General features: G+C 60.0%; 24 protein-coding genes and 1 tRNA gene. 23 read left to right on the top strand and 2 right to left on the bottom strand.

Going from position 1 to position 17,790, the window contains the following annotated elements:
• Positions 1 to 13 precede the first annotated feature (13 nt).
• The 18 genes from ACYAR8_RS08260 to ACYAR8_RS08175 all read left to right on the top strand — a co-directional run bounded on the left by ACYAR8_RS08260 (position 14) and on the right by ACYAR8_RS08175 (position 14,402).
• Entirely contained in the window at positions 14 to 601 is a 588-nt protein-coding gene (locus tag ACYAR8_RS08260) for a phage tail terminator protein (RefSeq protein WP_463579606.1), read from the top strand.
• Positions 598 to 795, top strand: a complete 198-nt coding sequence (locus tag ACYAR8_RS08255; RefSeq protein ID WP_463579605.1) for a DUF2635 domain-containing protein — start codon at positions 598 to 600, stop codon at positions 793 to 795. The genes ACYAR8_RS08260 and ACYAR8_RS08255 overlap by 4 nt, the downstream gene beginning before the upstream one ends.
• Positions 792 to 2,291, top strand: a complete 1,500-nt coding sequence (locus ACYAR8_RS08250; RefSeq protein WP_463579604.1) for a phage tail sheath subtilisin-like domain-containing protein — start codon at positions 792 to 794, stop codon at positions 2,289 to 2,291. Before ACYAR8_RS08255 ends, ACYAR8_RS08250 begins: the two co-directional genes overlap by 4 nt.
• 57 nt (positions 2,292 to 2,348) lie before the next feature.
• Complete coding sequence (locus ACYAR8_RS08245; RefSeq protein WP_074891334.1) at positions 2,349 to 2,696, top strand: phage tail tube protein; 348 nt, start codon at positions 2,349 to 2,351, stop codon at positions 2,694 to 2,696.
• A 35-nt stretch (positions 2,697 to 2,731) separates the two neighbouring features.
• Entirely contained in the window at positions 2,732 to 3,016 is a 285-nt protein-coding gene (locus ACYAR8_RS08240) for a phage tail assembly protein (RefSeq protein ID WP_463579660.1), read from the top strand.
• 130 nt (positions 3,017 to 3,146) lie between these two features.
• Positions 3,147 to 5,234 carry a phage tail tape measure protein gene (locus tag ACYAR8_RS08235; protein ID WP_463579603.1) on the top strand — a complete coding sequence of 696 codons (2,088 nt, stop codon included), beginning with the start codon at positions 3,147 to 3,149 and terminating at the stop codon, positions 5,232 to 5,234.
• Positions 5,235 to 6,521 (top strand): DNA circularization protein, encoded by a 1,287-nt coding sequence (locus ACYAR8_RS08230; RefSeq protein ID WP_463579602.1) that lies wholly within the window; start codon positions 5,235 to 5,237, stop codon positions 6,519 to 6,521.
• A 6-nt stretch (positions 6,522 to 6,527) separates the two neighbouring features.
• Positions 6,528 to 7,631, top strand: coding sequence for a phage baseplate assembly protein (locus ACYAR8_RS08225; protein WP_463579601.1), 1,104 nt, complete (start codon positions 6,528 to 6,530; stop codon positions 7,629 to 7,631).
• Complete coding sequence (locus tag ACYAR8_RS08220) at positions 7,628 to 8,140, top strand: phage baseplate assembly protein V (protein WP_463579600.1); 513 nt, start codon at positions 7,628 to 7,630, stop codon at positions 8,138 to 8,140. Before ACYAR8_RS08225 ends, ACYAR8_RS08220 begins: the two co-directional genes overlap by 4 nt.
• On the top strand, positions 8,137 to 8,541 hold the full coding sequence (locus ACYAR8_RS08215) for a phage GP46 family protein (protein WP_463579599.1): 405 nt from the start codon (positions 8,137 to 8,139) through the stop codon (positions 8,539 to 8,541). Before ACYAR8_RS08220 ends, ACYAR8_RS08215 begins: the two co-directional genes overlap by 4 nt.
• Positions 8,531 to 9,568, top strand: coding sequence for a baseplate J/gp47 family protein (locus tag ACYAR8_RS08210; RefSeq protein ID WP_463579598.1), 1,038 nt, complete (start codon positions 8,531 to 8,533; stop codon positions 9,566 to 9,568). Before ACYAR8_RS08215 ends, ACYAR8_RS08210 begins: the two co-directional genes overlap by 11 nt.
• Positions 9,559 to 10,155 (top strand): YmfQ family protein, encoded by a 597-nt coding sequence (locus ACYAR8_RS08205; RefSeq protein WP_463579597.1) that lies wholly within the window; start codon positions 9,559 to 9,561, stop codon positions 10,153 to 10,155. The genes ACYAR8_RS08210 and ACYAR8_RS08205 overlap by 10 nt, the downstream gene beginning before the upstream one ends.
• Before the next feature lie 9 nt (positions 10,156 to 10,164).
• The gene (locus ACYAR8_RS08200) at positions 10,165 to 11,034 is read left to right on the top strand and encodes a glycine-rich domain-containing protein (RefSeq protein ID WP_463579596.1); all 870 of its coding nucleotides are present in this window, start codon (positions 10,165 to 10,167) and stop codon (positions 11,032 to 11,034) included.
• A 4-nt stretch (positions 11,035 to 11,038) separates the two neighbouring features.
• Entirely contained in the window at positions 11,039 to 11,437 is a 399-nt protein-coding gene (locus tag ACYAR8_RS08195) for a tail fiber assembly protein (RefSeq protein ID WP_463579595.1), read from the top strand.
• Positions 11,438 to 11,490: 53 nt separating this feature from the next.
• Complete coding sequence (locus tag ACYAR8_RS08190) at positions 11,491 to 11,916, top strand: cell wall hydrolase (RefSeq protein WP_463579594.1); 426 nt, start codon at positions 11,491 to 11,493, stop codon at positions 11,914 to 11,916.
• 45 nt (positions 11,917 to 11,961) lie between these two features.
• Complete coding sequence (locus tag ACYAR8_RS08185; RefSeq protein WP_463579593.1) at positions 11,962 to 12,180, top strand: hypothetical protein; 219 nt, start codon at positions 11,962 to 11,964, stop codon at positions 12,178 to 12,180.
• Positions 12,177 to 13,421, top strand: coding sequence for an SGNH/GDSL hydrolase family protein (locus tag ACYAR8_RS08180; protein WP_463579592.1), 1,245 nt, complete (start codon positions 12,177 to 12,179; stop codon positions 13,419 to 13,421). Before ACYAR8_RS08185 ends, ACYAR8_RS08180 begins: the two co-directional genes overlap by 4 nt.
• Positions 13,422 to 13,631: 210 nt before the next feature.
• Positions 13,632 to 14,402, top strand: coding sequence for a DNA adenine methylase (locus ACYAR8_RS08175; RefSeq protein WP_463579591.1), 771 nt, complete (start codon positions 13,632 to 13,634; stop codon positions 14,400 to 14,402).
• Here ACYAR8_RS08175 and ACYAR8_RS08170 read toward each other — a convergent pair.
• Entirely contained in the window at positions 14,386 to 15,096 is a 711-nt protein-coding gene (locus ACYAR8_RS08170; protein WP_463579590.1) for an SOS response-associated peptidase, read from the bottom strand. The two genes, ACYAR8_RS08175 and ACYAR8_RS08170, sit on opposite strands and share 17 nt — an antisense overlap.
• A 98-nt stretch (positions 15,097 to 15,194) precedes the next feature.
• Here ACYAR8_RS08170 and ACYAR8_RS08165 point away from each other — a divergent pair, with 98 nt between their 5' ends.
• The 4 genes from ACYAR8_RS08165 (at position 15,195) to ACYAR8_RS08150 (ending at position 17,030) form a co-directional block, all read left to right on the top strand.
• On the top strand, positions 15,195 to 15,491 hold the full coding sequence (locus ACYAR8_RS08165) for a hypothetical protein (RefSeq protein ID WP_133773017.1): 297 nt from the start codon (positions 15,195 to 15,197) through the stop codon (positions 15,489 to 15,491).
• Positions 15,484 to 15,834 (top strand): LexA family protein, encoded by a 351-nt coding sequence (locus tag ACYAR8_RS08160; protein ID WP_463579589.1) that lies wholly within the window; start codon positions 15,484 to 15,486, stop codon positions 15,832 to 15,834. The genes ACYAR8_RS08165 and ACYAR8_RS08160 overlap by 8 nt, the downstream gene beginning before the upstream one ends.
• Before the next feature lie 2 nt (positions 15,835 to 15,836).
• Positions 15,837 to 16,115 (top strand): hypothetical protein, encoded by a 279-nt coding sequence (locus ACYAR8_RS08155; protein ID WP_463579588.1) that lies wholly within the window; start codon positions 15,837 to 15,839, stop codon positions 16,113 to 16,115.
• Positions 16,116 to 16,271: 156 nt separating this feature from the next.
• Positions 16,272 to 17,030, top strand: coding sequence for a COG4705 family protein (locus ACYAR8_RS08150; protein WP_463579587.1), 759 nt, complete (start codon positions 16,272 to 16,274; stop codon positions 17,028 to 17,030).
• 40 nt (positions 17,031 to 17,070) lie between these two features.
• Here the strand turns inward: ACYAR8_RS08150 and ACYAR8_RS08145 are convergent, their stop codons facing one another.
• Entirely contained in the window at positions 17,071 to 17,250 is a 180-nt protein-coding gene (locus ACYAR8_RS08145) for a DUF3606 domain-containing protein (protein ID WP_463579586.1), read from the bottom strand.
• A 305-nt stretch (positions 17,251 to 17,555) separates the two neighbouring features.
• Here ACYAR8_RS08145 and ACYAR8_RS08140 point away from each other — a divergent pair.
• A tRNA-Pro gene (locus ACYAR8_RS08140) sits at positions 17,556 to 17,662 on the top strand.
• Positions 17,663 to 17,790 lie beyond the last annotated feature (128 nt).

Below are 17,790 nucleotides of genomic sequence, written 5' to 3'. Positions count from 1 at the left end.
CCAGAGGCAACCTATGAAAATCACCCCTGTGGTGCTGCAACTGCGGCAGCGCTGCCCTGTGTTCGGTGGGCGGGTCGCAGGCGGTATCGACTTCGACGCGGTGAAATCCAGCCAGCAGGTTGACCGGCCTGGAGCGTTCGTCATCGCCACCGGTGACGACGCGACGGACAACGACCTGCAGAACGGCATCCGGCAAGACATCACAGACGCATTTGATGTGGTGGTCATCCTGGATGCCAAAGACCAGCGCGGGCAATTGGCGGTGGATGTGCTGCACGACATACGTGCGCAGTTGTGGCTCGCGTTGGTGGGCTGGAGGCCCGCCGCTGAATACGACCCGATCACCTACGACGGCGGCGACCTGGTGCAGATCGACCGGGCGTTGGTGATCTATCGCTACTCCTTTGTGACTGCATTCCAGCTGGGTCGCAACGCTGACAGCCAGCCGCCCGAAACTTGGCACGAACTCGAACTCGATGGGCTTGCGCGTCTGGAGGGCTACGACATCAACGTCGATTGCATCGACCCTGCAGACCGCAATCTCAAATACCCCGGCCCTGATGGGCGCATTGAAATACAAATCAAAGAGGACATGCCATGAACCGCATTACCGTGGTGCCGGCCAAGGGCCGCGCGGTGCCGGATCCGGAAACCGGGGAGCTGTTGCCCGCTGAAGGGCGCGAGGTGCCGGATGATATCTACTGGCGCCGCCGCATCAACGATGAGGACGTGAAAATCAAGGAAGAAGACGCGCCCGCCAAAACCCCGTCCGCCAAAGAGGTCTCGACCAAATGAGCGTAGGATTTCAGCAAATCCCGCAGGACATCCGTGTTCCGCTGTTCTATGCGGAAATGGACAACTCAATGGCAAACAGCGCACCGAGCACGCTGCGCCGTTTGATCGTCGGTCAGGTCAACGAAACATCGACCTCAGCACAGATCGGCAAGTTGACGCTGGTGTCCAGCGTGGCGCAGGCAAAAGCCATCGGCGGTCAGGGTTCGATGCTCGCCGCCATGTACAGCGCCTGGCGCGAAAACGATCCGGTCGGCGAAATCTGGTGCTTGCCGCTGAAAGTAGCCACCGGCGCGGCAGCCACCGGCAAGGTGTCGTTTACCGGCACGGCCACTGAACCCGGGTTGGTCAACCTGTACATCGGCGGCGATCGCGTTCAAGCGAGCATCCCTTCCGGTAGCAGTGCCACGGCAGCCGCTGCAGCGTTGGCGACAAAAATCAACGCCGCCGCCGATCTGCCAGTGTCGGCAACGGCGGACACCGGCGACGTCACGCTGACTTCCAAATGGAAAGGTGCCTCTGCGAACGACATCAGTCTGGTGCTCAACCGACTGGGCCAGAGCAATGGAGAGGTGACGCCTGCCGGTCTGACCGTTGCCATCACCGCGCTTGCTGCGGGCGCTGGCTCGCCAGACGCTACCGCTGCATTGGCCGCTCTCGGCGATGCCCCATTCGAGTTCCTGTGCGTGCCTTGGACCGACGCCACCACGCTCGATGCGTGGAAAGTCGCGATGAATGACATGAGCGGGCGCTGGTCGTGGGCCAAGCAGCTTTACGGTCATGTGTTCGGCGCGATGCGCGGCACGCTCGGTGTTCTGGTTGCAGCAGGCCAGGCGCGCAACGACCAGCACGCCACCATCTTCGGTTTTGAACCAGGCGTTCCCCAGCCTTTTTGGCAGGTGGCGGCAGCCGCTGCGGCCCGTCAGGCGGTGTTCATCTCCGCCGATGCCAGCCGGCCGACCCAGACGGGTGCGCTTGTAGGCATCGACCCGGCACCGGAAGGCAGCCGCTTCATGATCAACGAGTACCAGTCGCTGCTGCAATACGGTATCGCCACGCTGTACTTCGAAGGCGGTTACATGCGCATTCAGCGCGCGATCACCACCTACCAGAAGAACGCGTACGGCCAGCCGGACGACTCTTACCTGGACAGCGAGACCATGCACCAGAGCGCATACATCGTGCGTCGTCTGAAGTCGATCATCACCAGCAAGTACGGTCGTCACAAGCTGGCGAACGACGGCACGCAGTTCGGTGACGGGCAGCCTATCGTCACACCGAATGTGATCCGAGGCGAACTGATCAGCGAGTACGGAAAGATGGAAGACGACGGCCACGTCGAGAACTCGGAGATGTTCCAGCAGTATCTGATCGTCGAGCGCGACAGCAACAACCCGAACCGCGTGAACGTGCTGTATCCGCCGGACTACATCAACGGCATGCGCCTCTTCGCGTTGCTCAACCAGTTCCGGCAACAGTACGCCGCCGACGCGGCGTAAGGCTGTCCCATCACCCAAGCCCGCCTCGCGCGGGCTTTTTAGTTTGGAGGCCCAGCCATGGGGCAGAAAGTTGCAGGTACCTGCTACGTCAAGGTCGACGGTATGCAGTTGACCCTGAAAGGCGGGATGGAAGCGCCGCTGTCGGACAAGACCCGGGAAACCGTGGTCCCCGGTTATTTCAAGGAAGAAGACGTTGCGCCGTTCATCAAGGTGACGGCCGTGCACACGCCGGGTTTCCCGCTGAAGAAGCTGGTAGACGGCACCAACATGACCATTACCGGCGAGTTCAAGAACGGCAAGGTCTACACGCTTTCTGGCGCGTATATGGTGGAGCAACCCACCTCGAACGGCGAAGAAGGCACCATCGAATTGCAATTTGACGGCATCAAAGGGGTTTGGTCGTGAACGAAGAAGAAACCGTTGTAGATCAAAACGCACCCATCAAATTGAGCTCTCCCATCCAGGCCCACGGCGAAACGTTGACCGAGTTGACGCTGCGCCGGCCAACCTCGAAAGAGGCGCGGGCGATCAAGGCGTTGCCTTACCGCATGGGCATGGACGAATCGATCGCGATCGATCTGGACGTGGCCGCCAAGTACATCGTCGCTTGCGCTGACATCCCGCCGAGTTCGATCGATCAGCTCGACCTGTCTGACCTCAACACCCTGGCGTGGAAGGTGGCGGGTTTTTTCATGACGCCGGCGTCGACTCCATCGAAGGCCTGATCAGCAGCGTGTATGACCTGGCGTTCTTCTGGAAGGTTGACCCCGAACAGATGATGGCCAGGCCATTGGATGAAATCCTTGAATCGCTGGCGCACGGACAGCGGATCAATCGCACCCAGCAGGTGAATTGATGGCAGATAAATTTCAGCTCAAGGCGCTCATCACGGGCGCCGACAAGCTGTCTCCGATGCTGGCCGGCATTCAGAAGAACATCTCGGGCTTTCGCAAGAATCTTCAGGCAACAGGGCTGGGCAGCATCGGGTTCAAGGAAGCGATTACGGGTGGTGCCCTGGCTGCGCCGTTCGTGGTGGGCACGCATGCTGCCATCCAGTTCGAATCGGCGATGGCTGACGTGCGCAAGGTCGTCAACTTCGACACCCCGAAACAATTTCAGGAGATGGGCGACGACATCACCAAGATGTCAGCACGTCTCCCGATGGCCGCCACCGATATCGCGAAGATCGTTGCGGCGGGTGGCCAGGCCGGCATCGCTCGGGACGAGCTGAAAGGGTTCGCCGAGGATGCGGTCAAGATGGGCATTGCCTTCGATCAGACCGCCGAGGAAAGCGGCGACATGATGGCGAAGTGGCGGACCTCTTTTAAGCTCACGCAGACTGACGTGGTCGGCCTTGCCGACAAGATCAACTACCTGGGCAACACCGGTCCGGCAACCGCCAAGCAGATCTCCGATATCGTCACGCGTGTCGGCCCGCTCGGCGAAGTGGCCGGTGTGGCCTCGGGGCAGATCGCGGCGCTGGGCGCGACAATGGCCGGCGTCGGCGTTGAGCAGGAGGTGTCGGCAACCGGCATCAAGAACTTCATGCTGGCGCTGACCAAGGGCAGCGCCGCAACCAAGCAACAGGCACAGGCGTTCAAGGCGCTGAGGCTAGACTCCAAGCAAGTCGCGGCAGGTATGCAAAAAGATGCGCAGGGCACGATGCTCGGCGTTCTCAAGCGCATATCTGCCGTCGATGCGACCAAGCGGCCAGCATTGCTGACAAACCTCTTCGGCAGCGAGTCGATCAGCGCTATTGCGCCGCTGCTGACCAACATGAAGCTGCTCGAAAGCAACTTCAAGAAGACCGGAACTGCTGAGCAATACGCAGGATCCATGCAGGCGGAGTACGCATCCCGCGCTGCAACGACTGAGAACAACCTCACGCTGATGCGCAACGCCGTGATGCGCAACAGCATCATGCTCGGCAATGCTTTCCTTCCGGCGCTCAACGCGGTCGTGACTGCATTGCAACCGTTGCTGAACGGAGTGGGCGACTTCATCCGTGACAACCCCAATCTCGTCCAGGGCATTGCCGCAGCCGCGGTGGCCTTCACGATTCTGCGGGTGGGGATCATCGCCGCGGTGGTGGCCACAAAGCTGTTGAGCCTGGCGCTGCGGGCCAATCCCATCGGCTTGATTGCAACAGCGATTGCCCTCGCAGTCGGACTTATCGTTGCCAACTGGGACACCATCGGGCCCTACTTCATGCAGCTCTGGTCAGTGATCAAGTCGGCCGCGCAGGTTTTTTGGAACTGGTTGAAGATCGCTTTTAGCTGGTCGCCAGCCGGGATGATCGCTGCGAATTGGGGGGCCGTGAGCGACTACCTTCAAAAGTTCTGGGACTTCATCAAGTCAGCAGCCGAAGGCTTTTGGGCATGGATAAAAGCTGCATTTGCCTGGTCACCCGTCGGCCAGATCATTGAAAATTGGGAGCCACTCAAGACGTTCTTTTCGGCGCTTTGGGAATTCATCAAGGTGGCGGCCGAAGTTGGCTGGACCAAGCTCAAGGACCAGATCGGCTTTGACCCGGTGCAGCTTGTCACCGAGAAGTGGGAGCCGCTGGTGGCGTGGTTCAAAGGGTTCTTTGATCGCATCAAACCTTACATTGAGCCACTGATGGATGCCGGGAAGTGGGTTAACGGCAAGGCAGCAGGCGCTGCTGACTGGGTTAAAGGAAAGGCGTCTGGCGTTGCCGACTACTTTTCCGGCAGCGACCCGACCGCCGCCGGCGCCGGTTTGCTTGGGCGTGGTACCGCAGGTCTTCAAGGCGCGACCCAAAGCCTGTTGGCCGGCGGTAACAAGACCCAGCTTCAAGGCGAGATGGTGATGCGCTTCGAAGGTGCCCCGGCCGGTCTGCGGGTGGAACCAGCCAAAACCAATCAGCCAGGCCTCACCGTCACACCAAGCGTTGGTTATCGATCCCTGTCCGGAGCACAGTAAATGGCCGACACCTGGCGCGACCAGCTGTTGCCGGCGTCCTTCCGTGGCGAGACGTTCCTCATCGAGGACACGTCCGTTCCGGTCGGGCGCAAGGTTCAGCTTCACGAATACCCCAAACGGGACCAGGCTTTTGCTGAGCAGATGGGCAAGGTGGCCCGGGTTCACAAGGTCAGGGCCTTCATCATTGGTGATGACTGCTTTGCCCGCCGGGACAAACTGCTGACGGCGCTCGAAAAGGAAGGCGAGGGGACCCTTGTCCATCCCTGGCTGGGCCAACTGTCAGTTGTGCCTGGCGCTTGCGAGATGTCCCACAGCCGCCGTGAAGGCGGCATGGTCAGCTTCGATCTGACGTTCTATCCCGGCAATGCGGTGCAAAACCCTGCGGTCAAAGCCAACACTGCGAAGATGCTGGGGCAGACCTCCGCAAGCTATTGGAGCGGGGCGCTTGATCGGTACCACTCCGCCATGGCGAAAATCGACACGGCGCGCATCAACCTGATCGGCCTGCAGAACCAGGTCACAGGGGTATTCGGCATTCTGTCCGGGCAGTTCTCACCGCTCTCCGGCGTCATCGGCACGGTGACCTCGATGGCGCAGATGCTGATCAATGCGCCCGGGTCACTGTCGGGTTTATTCACCGGCTACTTCAGCGATCTGGGTCTGTCTTCCCTGGTGCCCAAGGGCTCAGAGAAAAAGAGCAGTGCCAACGCGGCAGCGTTCGACAGTTACACCACGGCGGTGGCCACAGTCTCCAGTCAGGCAGAAGACGCGTCGACCATCAATGAGGTTGCCGGCGGCAGCGGCGGTGATACCACTGCCGCCGCGCAAGCGTTGGCCGACTTGGTGCAGGACGCGCTGCTTGTCCAGGCGGCGGCGACCGTTGCCGAAATGCCGGTGGTGACACCGCCGGAAGCCGACGCACCCGCCGCCTCGGTCGAGCAGCAGTTAGTTGACCCGACAGAACGACCTGAAGTCCCGGTCGCAGACGACGTCATCGCGGCACGCGACGAACTGGATGAAGTGTTCTGGCAGGCGGCGCTGAAGTCTGATGCCACCTATTACCCGCTGGTCAATGCCACCCGGCAGCATGTAGTCCGCCACCTGACAGCCGTCGCCGCATCCGGCGCCCGGCTGGAGACCGTCACACCGCTGGAAACCTCTCCGGCGCTGGTGCTGGCGTTTCGGCGCTTTGGAGACGCCACCCGCGAGGGCGAGGTGGTTCAGCGCAACAAAATCATCCACCCCGGTTTCGTGCCGGCCTCACCGCTGCAGATCGCCCGGGAGTAAATCAGCATGTCCGATCCATCAACGGCTGTGACCCTGACCGTTGATGGTCTGGACTATTCCGGCTGGACCTCGGCGGAGATCACCACAGGACTTGAACGACAGGCCGCCAGCTTCAACATCGGCATCACTTGGAAGTGGCCGGGGCAAAACATCCTGCGCCCGGTCAAGCAGGGCGCGCGTTGCGAAGTGCGGATCGGGGGCGACCTGATCATCACTGGCTGGGTGGATGCCACGCCGATCAACTACGACGACGAGAAAATCACCACGTCCATCACCGGCCGCTCGCTGACGGCCGACCTAGTGGACTGCGGCGCTATCAACAAGCCCGGGCAGTGGAAGGGGCAGAGCGTCCAGAAGATCGTTCAGGCCATCGCCGCCGAGTACGGACTCACCGTCAAGAGCGAGATTTCCACGACAGGAGGGTTGGCTGATCACACGATCGAGCCAGGGGAAACAGCGTTCGAATCCATTGACCGGTTGCTCAGCCTGTTCCGCGTGTTCAGTACCGACAACTCCCGCGGTCAGGTGGTGCTGGCCGAGGTCGGCAGCGGCGGCCGGGCGAGTGAAAGCCTGGAACTGGGGCGAAACATCCTCAAGGGCGACGCGCCGCTGGATTTCACGCGGGTGTTCTCCGATTACCGAGTGATCGGGCAACGATCCGGTACCGACGAAGATTTCGCCAAGACCACCACCGAGGTCAACGCCGCCGTCAGCGATCCCCGAATGACCCGCCGCCGCGTGAAGGTGATCCACGAAAGCGGCCAGCTCAGCGACAAGATGGCGGCAGACCGGGCCAACTGGGAACGCGGCACGGCGCTGGGCAAGGCGCTGGAGACGACCTACGAAGTACAGGGTTGGCGACAGACCAGCGGAGCACTCTGGCGGCACAACACGATCGTGCGTGTCATCGACCCTCTGATTGGTTTTGACCGCGACATGCTGATCGCCGAGGTGACTTATCGCCAAGACGAGAACGGAACCACATGCCGCCTGCGTGTCGGACCGCCCGAAGGCTACCTGCAAGAACCTGACGATCCGCACAAACACCGCAAGGTGAAAAAGCAAGACGGCTTCGAATACCTGCTCCCTGCGGACTGGAAAGACAAATGAATAGATTGATGAACGTGCTGACGCGCGGCGTGGTGGCGCTTGCCAATTCGGCAAGCAAGCTGCAGACGCTGCAGATGCGCCTGACCGCCGGCGAGCTGAAGGATGGCATGGAGCATCTGGAGCCTTACGGCTTCACCAGTTGCCCGCACGCAGGTGCCGAGGCGCTTGCCGGTTTCATGGGCGGCGACCGTTCCCACGGCGTGGTGATCGTGGTGTCGGATCGGCGTTATCGAATTCAGGAACTGGAGCCAGGCGAGGTCGCGATCTACACCGACGAAGGCGACAAAGTCCACTTCAAGCGCGGAAGGGTGATCGCAGTAGAGACCGGAACGCTCAACATCACCGCCGCCGATTCGGTGAACTTCAACACGCCGAAGATCACGCAAACGGGACAGATCATCAGCCAAGGCGACCAGTTGGCCGGTGGCGTCAGCCAGATCAACCACATGCACAGCGGTGTGCAGTTCGGCAACTCCCAGAGCGGGCCGCCCGTACCGGGTGCCGCATGACGATCATCACGATTGACGACCAGAAGACCAGCCTTCGCCGCGCCGTCGAAATCAGCTTGTTCACCTGGTGCCGTGCTGCGCCTTCCGATCAGTTAGATGACGACGAACGATATGGCTATTGGGGCGACAGCTTTCCGCTTGTTACAGGGGACAGGCTCGGGTCGAAGCTCTGGCTGCTACGCCGCAGAAAGCTCACCCCCGAGACGATAAGCGATGCCGTGACATACGCCCGTGCTGCTCTGCAATGGCTGGTGGATGACAACCATGTCACGGACGTCCAGGTGCTGACCGATCGCGCCGGGCCCAGCCGATTAAACCTCGGCACGATCTTGACGTTGCCCAATGGGGAGCGGCTGGAAATATTTCCCAACGAGACTTGGCAGGTGCTCTATGCCGTTTGAAACCCCGAACCTGCCCACGCTGGTCAGCCGCACCGCTGCGGATCTGGCAAGCGAAGCCCTGCGAAAGTCCGATGCCCAGGTGCTGGCGCGCGCGTTGAGCGGCGCTGCTTACGGCCTTTACGGGTACATCGATTGGGTCGCCAAGCAGATCCTGCCGGACACGGCGGACGAATCAACGCTCGAGCGTCAGGCCTTATTGAGGCTTGAAACTCCGCGCATTCCCGCGAAGGCGGCAACCGGGTCCGCCTCTTTCCAAGCGGCCGCCGGCGCTGTGCTCGATGCAAACCAGGTACTTCAGGCGAGCGACGGTCGCCAGTACCGAGTGGCCGCTGCTGTTACGACCACCGCTGGCAACAACGTCGCCACGCTGGCCGCAGTCGATGGCGGAGCACTCGGTAACGCCGGGGCGGGCCTCCTGCTAACGCTGGTGCAGCCTGCTGTGGGAGTGGCAGAGACCTTCACCGTGCTGGCACCCGGGATTACTGGCGGCACCGAAAGAGAATCGATCGAGTCGCTGCGCTTTCGAGTCATTCGCAGTTACAAGGTCATTCCTCATGGAGGCGATGCAGACGATTACGTCACTTGGGCGCTGGAGTGCGCAGGTGTCACCCGCGCTTGGACGGTAAAGAATTACATGGGGCCCGGAACGGTCGGCGTGTTCTTCGTCCGTGATGGGGACGCGGTAATCATTCCGGACGCCAACGAAATCGCAGTCGTTCAGGCCTACCTGCAAAGCAAGGCGCCGGTGACGGCCGAGGTCTTCGCGCTAGCGCCCGTTCTGAAAGCAGTGAACTACGTCATTCACCTTACTCCGGACACAACGGCCGTTCGGCAAGCTGTTGCCGCGGAACTGTCGGACCTGCATGCCAGGGAAGCAGGGCTGGGCAAGACGCTGCTGATCAGCCGCATACGAGAGTCAGTAAGCGGTGCGCAGGGGGAGCAGGATAACGCTGTGGTGGCACCGACTGCCGACGTTACCGCCAATGCCAACCAATTGCTGACGGTAGGGACCATCACATGGCAGTGAGATCCGCCGACGATTACAGGGAGCAGTTGCGGCAGTTGCTGCCCCAGGGCCCTGCCTGGGACTTGGAGCGGGTGCCCGAGCTGGCGCAAGTGCTGAGGGGTCTTTCGGTCGAACTGTCCCGCGCGGATGCACGGATCGTAGCGCTGTACGCCGAAATGGATCCGGCCTACGTAACCGAATTGGTTCCGGATTGGGAACTGGTGATGGGGCTGCCGGACTCCTGCCTCGGCGACTCGCCCGGCTTCGGCGACCGCCAGCTTTCTGTGCGCCAGCGCTTGACCGCGATCGGGGCACAGACCCCCGCCTATTTCATTTCGATAGCGAAAGGGCAGGGTTACCCAAACGCCTCAATCACCCAATACCGCGCCCCGCGTTTCGGTCGTTCGCGCTTCGGCAAAACCCACTTTGGAACCTGGCGCATCCAGTTCATGTGGACGCTCAACACCGGAGGCCGGCAGAGCGTCGGCCGCCGCTTTGGTGTGAGCTATTGGGGTGAACGGTTCGGTGTCAATCCGGGCAGCGCGCTCGAATGCCTCATCCGCCGCTACGCGCCGGCGCACACCGTCGTGCATATCAATTACAACTGAGGGAAGACAGTGGACTATCCAAAGAGTGTGCCCAACGTAGGGCTATCGGGTGGCAAGTTTGTAGACGAAAACATCTCCACTGGCGTCGTCGGCTCGCTGATCCCTTCCGCTTGGGGCAACGCTATTACTGATGAACTCTTAGCAGTCATCAAGGCCGCTGGATTTGAGCCAGCTGAAAACGACAACGGCCAGCTTCTCAAGGCCATCAGGGCTATGGGAAACATTCAGCGCTTTACGTCCAACGGCTCATTCGTCGTGCCGGCTGGCGTCAACGTGATTTGGTTGACTGCATGCGCTGCAGGTGGTGGGGGTGGGGCTGGTGGCACTGGCGGTGCAAACTCCTATTACGGAGCGGGTGGGGGTGGAGGCGGCGCAGGTGAAGCGGCAATTCGTGTGCCCTATCTGGTCACGCCTGGCCAGGTGATTTCGATCTCGATCGGGGCGCCAGGAGCTTCCGGGTTGTCGACCAACGCTGCCGGAAACTCTGGCGGAAATGGCGGCAACACGACAGTTTCAAACCTGAACGTCGGAACTGTCACTTTGATCGGCGGAGGCGGGGGTGGCGGCGGCTCCAGCAGTTCTGGGTCGGGTTTCATCGCGGGGGGCGGTGCTGGTCAGGGTCGGCCAAACGGTGGATTCGGCGGAGACACCGATGGTAATTCCGCTTCGGGTGTAGGCGGTTATGGCGCATCTGGCCCGTTCGGCGGTGGTGGAGGTAACGGGCGGGCATCTACTGCGGCCGGCGTCCCCGGTTCTAATGCATTCGGATTTGGCTCGGGCGGCGGTGGTGGCGGTGGTAACTACAGCAAGCCAACAGCTACCAGCGGTGGGGGTAACGGTGGTCTCGGTGCACCTGGTTTAGTCGTGATTGAGTGGTGATGAAATGCGATACGTAATTATTGATGTTGCGACTGGCTTGGTGACCAACACTTCGCTGTGGGATGGCGAAACTGAATGGAATCCGGACGAAGGTTTTATTGCGGTCAGGTCCGACGATGCGCAGGCCGGCTGGCTTTTCAAGGATGGTAAGTTCGTTGCTCCACCCGTCCCGGAACCTGATCCGCCTACTGCTGCGCAAATCCTGAGCAGCAACACAGCGCGGCGAGATGCCTTGCTGGCTGAGGCGACACTAGCTATCGCGCCACTCCAGGATGCGGTCGATCTTGATATGGCCACAGACGAAGAGATTGCCCTACTCAAAAAGTGGAAGCTGCACCGCGTCAACGTCAACCGTGTGGACCTGAAAGTGCTCAACCCCACTTGGCCTCCTCAACCCGTTTAATCAAAGCTTCGAAGACGCCGCCATGAGCGGTTTTTTTTCGCCTGGAGAAAAGTATGACCGTCACCGAACGAGATCGCGATGTGCTGGCACGCACGCTATGGGGCGAAGCGCGCGGCGAGGGGCTGGCCGGAATGGTGGCCGTGGCCTGGACGATGCGCAACCGCGTGGACGATGGCAAGGACAAGTCATGGTGGGGCGAAGGTTACGCCGGCGTCTGCCAGAAGCCGTACCAGTTCAGCTGCTGGAACCGCAACGACCCGAACTACCAGTTCCTGAGTGGCGCGCGGCAGATCCCGTTCCGCGAGTTGGCGCAGTGCCGGATTGCTGCTGACCAGGTGATCGACGGCAAGGTCCTAGACCCCACCGGCGGCGCGACCCACTACTACGCAACCACGATGCCCAAGGCGCCTGACTGGGCCGCTAAGGCGAAGCGAACGCTGAAGCTCGGCAACCATGTGTTTTTCCGCGATGTGCCCTGATCCCTACCATCAATATTGGAAGGGGAGACCCTGACGGAGAGTGCTGTGCAGACGACGATGAAAGAAGAGACCTTCCCACGCCCGATGCGCGTGACATTGGGCGTAAAAGCGAACGGCGGATCGGTCGCTATTCAGATCAAAATGGCCGACACCTGGCTGACCTCCGACACACTTTGGAATGACGGGGCGTATCCACTCAACATCCCGCGCGCGACGATACGCTTTGTGCCGGCGAACGGCGCTGCATTCGAGGTGTTCGCATGACCCTGCTCGCCGAGGCGCAGCCAACCCGGCGCCGCATTCGTCGCGGTCTGGGATTGCTGGGCGATAGCTTCAGCGCGAACTGCCACACGATTGATCCGAAAGCGTTCGGTACCGAAGCGTATGGATACGCCGGGGCGATCGCTGCGAAGACCGGCCTGTTCCCAAGTTACCTGGACAATCAGGGGAAGGTCGGCGACCACTCCGGGCAGTTCATGGCGCGTTTGCCGTCCTGCCTGGCTTCTGTCACGGCAGATCTGTGGATGCTGCTGTCGCGGACCAATGACGGTACTACCCCAGGGATGACGCTGGCGGACAGCAAAGCCAACGTGATGAAGATCGTTACCGCTTTCCTGAACACGCCCGGCAAGTACCTGATCGTCGGAACCGGAACGCCGCGGTTCGGCACCAAGGCGCTTGTCGGCCAGGCCTTGGCGGATGCGATCGCCTACAAGGACTGGGTTCTGAGCTACGTCCGGCAGTTCGTACCCGTAGTCAATATCTGGGACGGGTTCACCCAAGACATGACCGTCGACGATCTGCACCCTAACCTGATCGGCGCCGACTTCATCCAGTCCCGCTGCGTGCCGATCATCAACGCCAATTTCGAGTTCTTCGGCGTGCCGCTGCCCACCGATGCTGCCGACCTGTACTCGGCGATTCGTCCGTTCGGCTGTCTGAACGCCAACCCGCTGATGGCGGGCTCAACCGGCGTGATCAACGCATCGGTCAACCCAATCGCCGGATCGGTGCTGGCGGACAACTACAAAGCCTCCGGCTCGGGCCTGACTGGCATCACCACTCGCTGGTACAAAGAGCCTGCGGCATTCGGCGAGGCGCAGTGCATCGAGTTGGCCGGGACCATGGCGGCGGCCGGCGGGTACATCTATCTGCAGCCGGCCACGAACGTGACGCTTTCGAATCTCTTGGCAGGGGACATCATCGAGATGGTTTCGGCTCCGGAGATCGTTGGTAACAGCCGGGGCATCCTCGGCTGGGAGGCCGAACTGATCATCACCAAACCAGTGGCGAGCACGTCTACCACGATCTATTACCGCTCGATGGACAAGTATCAGGAGCCGTTCGCTCTGCCAGCGAACTGGAAAGGGGCGCTGGAAACCCAGCGCTACCAGTGCGATGTCACTGAGACGGTCGTTACGGCAAGGATGGGGCTTTACCTGGCGACCGGCATCAACCAAGACTCGAAAGTCAAAGCCGCTCAGTTCGGGATTCGAAAGGTCTGAGCCGCTGTTAGTGGCAGCCCTCCAACTGGAGGACTGGTCGAGAAGGAGCGCTTCGCGCCACAAAAAGGAGCGGCCAGCAGGATGCGTCAACATCCAAGCTGGCCACCAAACCCGCAGACTATCCCTGCAAGTCCAGCCAAGGCTCCCGCTCTGTGCACAAAGCGCGGCGAGCCTAGCACCTGTTTATCCATACAGTAAAGGCTTGCATAAATGACCAACCCAATTGTTCCGTGGATGGGCGGCAAACGCCGCCTCGCAAAACCGTTGCTCGCGCTGTTTCCTGAGCATGATTGCTACGTTGAAGTGTTCGCCGGCGGCGCAGCGCTTTACTTCAAAAGGCCAGAGCCTGCAAAGGTCGAGGTCTTAAATGATCTCAATGGTGAGCTGGTCAGCCTCTACCGGGTTGTGCAGAACCACCTCGAGGAATTCGTTCGCCAGTTCAAGTGGGCGCTCAGCTCACGGCAGATTTTCGAGTGGCAGAAGATGACCCGGCCGGAAACGTTGACTGACATCCAGCGCGCTGCCCGATTCTTCTACCTTCAGCACCACGCCTTCGGCGCGAAAGCGACCGGCCAAACCTTCGGCACCGCCACAACTGGGCGCCCGATCAACCTGCTGCGTATTGAAGAGACGCTCTCGGACGCGTGGCAGCGTCTGGCCGGCACCTACGTGGAAAACTTGCCCTGGCTGAAATGCGCCGAGAAATACGATCGCCCGCATACGTTCCATTACATGGATCCGCCATATTGGCAGACCCAGGGGTACGGGACAGAGTTCGGGCTGGGCGAATACCAGGCGATGGCCGACTTCATGCGGCGGTGCCAAGGGAAGGTGATGGTCAGCATCAATGACCACCCCGACATCCGCGAGGTGTTCGCGGGCTTCCGGATGCAGGAGCTGAGTATCAGGTACAGCACTGCAAACCCCAGAACCGGAAAAGCCGCGGTGACGGGTGAGCTGGTGATCATGAACTGGGAGTAGGCTTCGACGGCTTTATCAGGTGCTCGCCCTGATTCCGGACGTTTCCAACATCCCTGCTCACCTCAAACCAGGTGAATTCCTCAGTCGGCCTGCAGCACTCCTTTGCGATCTCGGCGGCGCGCTCCGGCGTCGTTTCGGGATCCACCCATTCGCGGGCGTGCTCTGGGCTCAGCACCACCGGCCGCCGATCGTGAATGTCGACCATCCCTTGATCGCTGTCCGCGGTGATGATCACGAAGCCGTCCTGCGGATCGGGCTCAAGCCCCTGATGCACTTCCGCCAACGCGGCGAAGAACATCGGGCCTTCCTCTTTCAGCCTGATGAAGTAGGGCTGCTTCTTCTTCGGGTCGCTCGGATCCTTGACCCATTCAAACCAGCCGTTCGCCGGAGCCAGCGCCCGGCAATTCGGCCATAGCTGCTTGAAGTACTTCCCTGTCATCACCGTTTCGACCCTGGCATTGATCGGGGCCGGACGCTTCCCTTCACCTTTCGCCCAGAACGGCGACCATCCCCAACGCACCTTATCCACGCTCAAGCCGTCCTCGGTCGGTCTGATGATCTCAACGCGGGTCGTCGGCGCGACGTTGTAGCGCTCGATCGGCCAAAGGTCGTATCCATTGATGACCAACTGCTCTGGCGCAAGCGTCTTGAGGTAATGGTCCATTGGCTCGTAGATCGAGTAGCGTCCGCACATGAGGTCACCTGTCGCAAATCGGCTTATACAGTGTTGACCACAATCCTCGCGCTTAGTTAACTGTACGCATATACAGTAATTTCAAGCGAAGACTTCCCATGTACGTCCTGATCACTCCGCGCCGCCAGATGGGCGTCGCCGTGCCGAAAGACCAGCTCAGCAAGCTCCCGCCGTTCAAAGGCGACGTGCAGATCGTTGAGTCTCAGTGCTCCGCCCTCGGCCGCATTACCCGGGAAGCCTTCATTTTGAACAGCGTCGGCCACGCGCGGGATGCTTTGCCAAGGCTTCTCGATGCCAGCGTGACGAGCATGGGTACCCAGGGCCTTATTATTTCCGGCATCGAGCAGATCGAAGAGGCGTTCTACTTCCAGTCGTGGTGGTGCCGCTTTGAATGACGACACGGCGCCTGGCCACCTGGACCTATCACTGGATGAGCTCCTGAACATCCGCGCGCCGGGCACTTACCTGGTGAAGGTTGAGGGCGACAGCATGGAGGGGGCGGGCATCTTCTGTGGTGACCTGCTGATTGTGGACAAGGGGATCGACGCCAAGGCTGGACAGGTCATCATCGGCGTGGTGAACCAGCAACCGCTGGTCAAGTACCTGGCGTTCGTGGGCTGTCACGCTGTGCTGCGCTCGGCCAACCGAAAATATCCCGACCGGTTCATCATGGAGGGGGACGACTTCGACATCTGGGGGGTTGTTACCCACAGCATTCGGGATCACTGGAGGAAATGAGCATGGACGTCAAAGCGCGAGAATTGAAGATATGGAACGACCTGCTCGAGCATGAGGCTCGGCGCGAATGTGCGATCGATCATTGGGCAGGCGAGCTGTCCGGCCACGCCAAGGCCCTACACCGGGTCGGCTTCATTGAGGAAGCTGAGCTGCAGGAAATGCTCGAATACGCAGATGCTGCTTACCACCATGTGGTGGAAGAACTGGTGCATAAGAAGACCATAAGGGCAGGCGTGTTGGAAAAAAGGGAGCTTTTGTGCCGGCATAAACGCGGTAGCTGAGGTGCGGAGGTCGGCAGCATAGTGGCGGATAGAAAGCCAAGGATCACAGTAATACGTTGATACATTTATGACGTATTTTTAACAGGCTTCGTTCAAAGATGGCCCACCTCCGCACCTGGAGCCACTTCGTCGATGTTCAACGGTTAGGCCAAAACAATGAACAAACTGCCTCAAATCACGCTGGCTTTCTGGATAATGAAAATCTGCGCTACCACTCTGGGAGAGACGGCAGGAGATCTGCTCTCGATGACCCTCGACGTGGGATATGCCGTCAGTTCCATGATCCTGATCAGTTTTTTTGTGCTGACGCTTCTTGGGCAGATAGCATCCAACCGCTACAAGCCGGTGCTGTACTGGTCAGTAATCTTGAGCACAAGTACCGCCGGAACCACCATGTCGGATTTCATGGATCGCACCCTGGGCATGGGCTACGCGGCTGGATCAGCCACTCTGATCGCTATCCTGGCCATAACGTTTTACTTGTGGTATCGCAGCGAAAAGTCACTCTCGGTGCACAGCATCAGCAGCACCAAGGGCGAATTGTTCTACTGGTTCGCGATTTTATTTTCAAACACCTTGGGCACAGCTCTGGGCGACTTCCTGGCGGACGATTCTGGTCTGGGATTTGCGGGGGGAGCCTTGCTCATCGGCAGTTCCATTGCCGTGATCGCACTGCTGCACTACACAACGAGGATCTCGTCCGTACTCCTGTTTTGGCTCGCGTTCGTGCTGACCCGGCCGTTCGGCGCGACCTTGGGAGATGTTCTCACCAAATCCCATGAAAAAGGCGGACTGGACTTTGGCACGGTTGGGTCATCGGCCGTTTTACTTGCCGTCCTACTGACACTAGTTGTCGTAGCCACACTCTACAACCGCCAACGTGCCGCAGATCTACCTGTCCGAATAAACGACTAGCGCTACGTCGTTACTGACGCTGGTTTTGAGCCGCGCCACATTACCGCCGGGACCTAAAGTAGTCGGTCACGGCGGTCAACGAATCCCCTACCTCAGTGACCGCGGCCTGAATATCGGCCTTCTTAACCCCGAACTTAGTGGACCAGTATTTCAGCTCTGTGCCATCGCCAGTGTTGATCTTGATATCATCAGTACCTCTCACAGCCTTTCTTCTTTCCATGTGTGTCACTCCTCCTTTTTGGGTAGGTTAGCAGATGATGCGTTCTGCCCTGCCTCTCATTCATCTACTGGAGGGAAAGAAGAGGCCTGACTAGGAAGTCGAGAGCGGCATGTGACGTCGCAGACGTGACATCGGCACGTCGAGGATGTGCCGCGAGGACGTCCATATACCCTGGTCGGCTGCGGGTCGCTGATCTAACAAACAAGGGGGCGGTGTAGGGTGGCAGAAGGCCGGAGACGTGCGCAAAACCTCCTCTGAAGGCCGCGTGTTTTCGTTTGCGAAATCACAAAAAGGGCCGTATTTTGCGGCGTCGATTAGGTGTATTTCTCTTTACAGTTCAACGGCTTGCGGTCCCACAGTCACCAGCATGGGGTGCTAGGGGTCGAGTGTTCGAATCACTCCGTCCCGACCATATTTTTCAATGACTTAGCCCAATCTTCTCAGGTTGGGCTTTTTCATGTCTGGAGATTTTCGGGGCTCATCCTGACTTCATTGTTGCAGACACGTCATCTCTGAGCTCACGGAACTGGCAATTCAGTC

The organism is Pseudomonas sp. HP_01 (assembly GCF_055284355.1).
Note: the sequence above shows the minus strand (reverse complement) of the source record. Positions and strands in the feature narration are given on the sequence as shown.

Excerpts from the sequence above, each read along its gene's own strand:
- ACYAR8_RS08205 (WP_463579597.1), top strand. The coding sequence starts at position 9,559 with ATGGCAGTGAGATCCGCCGACGATTACAGGGAGCAGTTGCGGCAGTTG.
- ACYAR8_RS08145 (WP_463579586.1), bottom strand. The coding sequence starts at position 17,250 with ATGGAAAGAAGAAAGGCTGTGAGAGGTACTGATGATATCAAGATCAAC.
- ACYAR8_RS08220 (WP_463579600.1), top strand. The coding sequence starts at position 7,628 with ATGAATAGATTGATGAACGTGCTGACGCGCGGCGTGGTGGCGCTTGCC.
- ACYAR8_RS08190 (WP_463579594.1), top strand. The coding sequence starts at position 11,491 with ATGACCGTCACCGAACGAGATCGCGATGTGCTGGCACGCACGCTATGG.
- ACYAR8_RS08155 (WP_463579588.1), top strand. The coding sequence starts at position 15,837 with ATGGACGTCAAAGCGCGAGAATTGAAGATATGGAACGACCTGCTCGAG.
- ACYAR8_RS08165 (WP_133773017.1), top strand. The coding sequence starts at position 15,195 with ATGTACGTCCTGATCACTCCGCGCCGCCAGATGGGCGTCGCCGTGCCG.
- ACYAR8_RS08170 (WP_463579590.1), bottom strand. The coding sequence starts at position 15,096 with ATGTGCGGACGCTACTCGATCTACGAGCCAATGGACCATTACCTCAAG.
- ACYAR8_RS08225 (WP_463579601.1), top strand. The coding sequence starts at position 6,528 with ATGTCCGATCCATCAACGGCTGTGACCCTGACCGTTGATGGTCTGGAC.
- ACYAR8_RS08245 (WP_074891334.1), top strand. The coding sequence starts at position 2,349 with ATGGGGCAGAAAGTTGCAGGTACCTGCTACGTCAAGGTCGACGGTATG.
- ACYAR8_RS08255 (WP_463579605.1), top strand. The coding sequence starts at position 598 with ATGAACCGCATTACCGTGGTGCCGGCCAAGGGCCGCGCGGTGCCGGAT.
- ACYAR8_RS08230 (WP_463579602.1), top strand. The coding sequence starts at position 5,235 with ATGGCCGACACCTGGCGCGACCAGCTGTTGCCGGCGTCCTTCCGTGGC.
- ACYAR8_RS08210 (WP_463579598.1), top strand. The coding sequence starts at position 8,531 with ATGCCGTTTGAAACCCCGAACCTGCCCACGCTGGTCAGCCGCACCGCT.
- ACYAR8_RS08260 (WP_463579606.1), top strand. The coding sequence starts at position 14 with ATGAAAATCACCCCTGTGGTGCTGCAACTGCGGCAGCGCTGCCCTGTG.
- ACYAR8_RS08235 (WP_463579603.1), top strand. The coding sequence starts at position 3,147 with ATGGCAGATAAATTTCAGCTCAAGGCGCTCATCACGGGCGCCGACAAG.
- ACYAR8_RS08215 (WP_463579599.1), top strand. The coding sequence starts at position 8,137 with ATGACGATCATCACGATTGACGACCAGAAGACCAGCCTTCGCCGCGCC.
- ACYAR8_RS08250 (WP_463579604.1), top strand. The coding sequence starts at position 792 with ATGAGCGTAGGATTTCAGCAAATCCCGCAGGACATCCGTGTTCCGCTG.
- ACYAR8_RS08180 (WP_463579592.1), top strand. The coding sequence starts at position 12,177 with ATGACCCTGCTCGCCGAGGCGCAGCCAACCCGGCGCCGCATTCGTCGC.
- ACYAR8_RS08195 (WP_463579595.1), top strand. The coding sequence starts at position 11,039 with ATGCGATACGTAATTATTGATGTTGCGACTGGCTTGGTGACCAACACT.
- ACYAR8_RS08150 (WP_463579587.1), top strand. The coding sequence starts at position 16,272 with ATGAACAAACTGCCTCAAATCACGCTGGCTTTCTGGATAATGAAAATC.
- ACYAR8_RS08175 (WP_463579591.1), top strand. The coding sequence starts at position 13,632 with ATGACCAACCCAATTGTTCCGTGGATGGGCGGCAAACGCCGCCTCGCA.